Consider the following 1,491-nt stretch of genomic DNA (forward strand, 5'->3'; position numbering starts at 1 on the left):
TTGAAAAATGCTGGTCATGGCTAAAAAGCCGCTAAGCCAAGCAACTAGAGCATTTTGAAACACTGCGAGAGGCTAGGTCGCACGTCCTCACGTAGAGCGTCCTAACCAACCTGGCGGTTGCTATAAATTCAGAAGCATGAAGGAAAATTGCTCCGCCTACTTTCAGCAAATTGCGACCCAAGACTGGGACAGAACTCCCACCAGCGTCAAGAAACTGGTGGAGCAGATGGGGCAGCGCATAGAACAATTAGAACAAGAAACTGCTCAGTTGCGGATCACAATGCAACAGCACGAAGAGAAAATAAATCGCACCTCAAAGAACTCATCATCTCCCCCATCCCAAGACCCACCCAACATCCCGCGCGCAGCAGCGAAAAAGGAAAAGTGGTAAAAAGCGAGGGGGGCAAAAAGGTCATGAAGGTCATAGTCGACCTTTGTACCCCATAGAACAATGTTCTAGCATTATCGACCACCATCCAAACACCTGTGGCTGTTGTGGAGAAGCACTCAGTGGAGAAGACAAAAACCCTTACCGTCATCAAATTGTCGAACTACCACCGATAACTCCAATAGTAGTAGAACATCGCTTACACCAACTGGTGTGCTCCCAATGTGGAAATACCACCCGTGCGGTATGGCCAATAGATGTGAACCCCAGTGGTTACGGTGAAAGAGTGGTAGCAACGGTGGCACGAAAGAGTGGATTGTATCGCCATAGCCACAGGATGGTAAAAACTGCTATGGAAGATTTATTTGGTATACCAATGTCTAAGCCAACGGTAAACCGCTTGCGAATGGAAGCTTCTATGGCATTAAAAGATCCAGTGGACTCCGCGAAAAAATATGTACAGCATCAGCCAGTAGTGGCAGCAGATGAAACCAGCTTTAATCAAGGTAATATCGACGGCAATAACCCCAAACAACGACAAGCTTGGCTGTGGGTTGCGGTGACACCACTGGTGACATTTTTTGAGATTGCCCTAACTCGTTGTACCTCTTCTGCTCAAAACTTACTGGGTGAAAACTTTACAGGTATTTTAAATTCAGATCGACACGGCGCAACTGGGTAGATAATGAATCTCGACAGTTATGTTGGGCGCACCTGAGGCGGGAATTTATTAAAATCTCGGAACGTCCGGGTGTATCTAAACAAATAGGTACGGAACTGGTAAAACAACAGGAAAAGTTATTTGAGTTATGGCATCGAGTTAGGGACGGGACTTTAGCTCGTTGTGATTTCATCTGTCTCGCAAAAGATATTCGCTCCAATATCAAATCCTTGTTGGAAGAAACTGCAGATTACTCGATTGGGTCAAAGGATAAAACCCCCTTTGCTAAGACCGTTCGCACCTGTCGTCAACTATTGGGACTTTAGTCAAAATCAAGCCCAAATGTAGCCCTTACTCGCCTTGTAAGCAACAAATACGTCTCGATTCTCCTGGAGCCAATGGACAAAACGGCAAGACATGGCACTCCGAAAAGCTTCTAAAG

Annotated in this window: 2 protein-coding genes and 1 pseudogene; all 3 read left to right on the plus strand. The window is 46.1% G+C overall.

Annotated elements, in window-relative coordinates; translation table 11 throughout:
- The first annotated feature begins 136 nt into the window (after window positions 1-136).
- Entirely contained in the window at window positions 137-391 is a 255-nt protein-coding gene (locus F6K49_RS48275) for a DUF6444 domain-containing protein (protein WP_293086384.1), read from the plus strand.
- Window positions 392-434: 43 nt separating this feature from the next.
- The gene (locus F6K49_RS48280) at window positions 435-1,070 is read left to right on the plus strand and encodes a transposase (protein ID WP_293086381.1); all 636 of its coding nucleotides are present in this window, start codon (window positions 435-437) and stop codon (window positions 1,068-1,070) included.
- A 14-nt stretch (window positions 1,071-1,084) separates the two neighbouring features.
- A pseudogene (locus tag F6K49_RS54070) lies at window positions 1,085-1,375 on the plus strand (transposase); the annotation flags it as partial.
- Window positions 1,376-1,491 lie beyond the last annotated feature (116 nt).

The organism is Moorena sp. SIO3I6, from assembly GCF_010672095.1.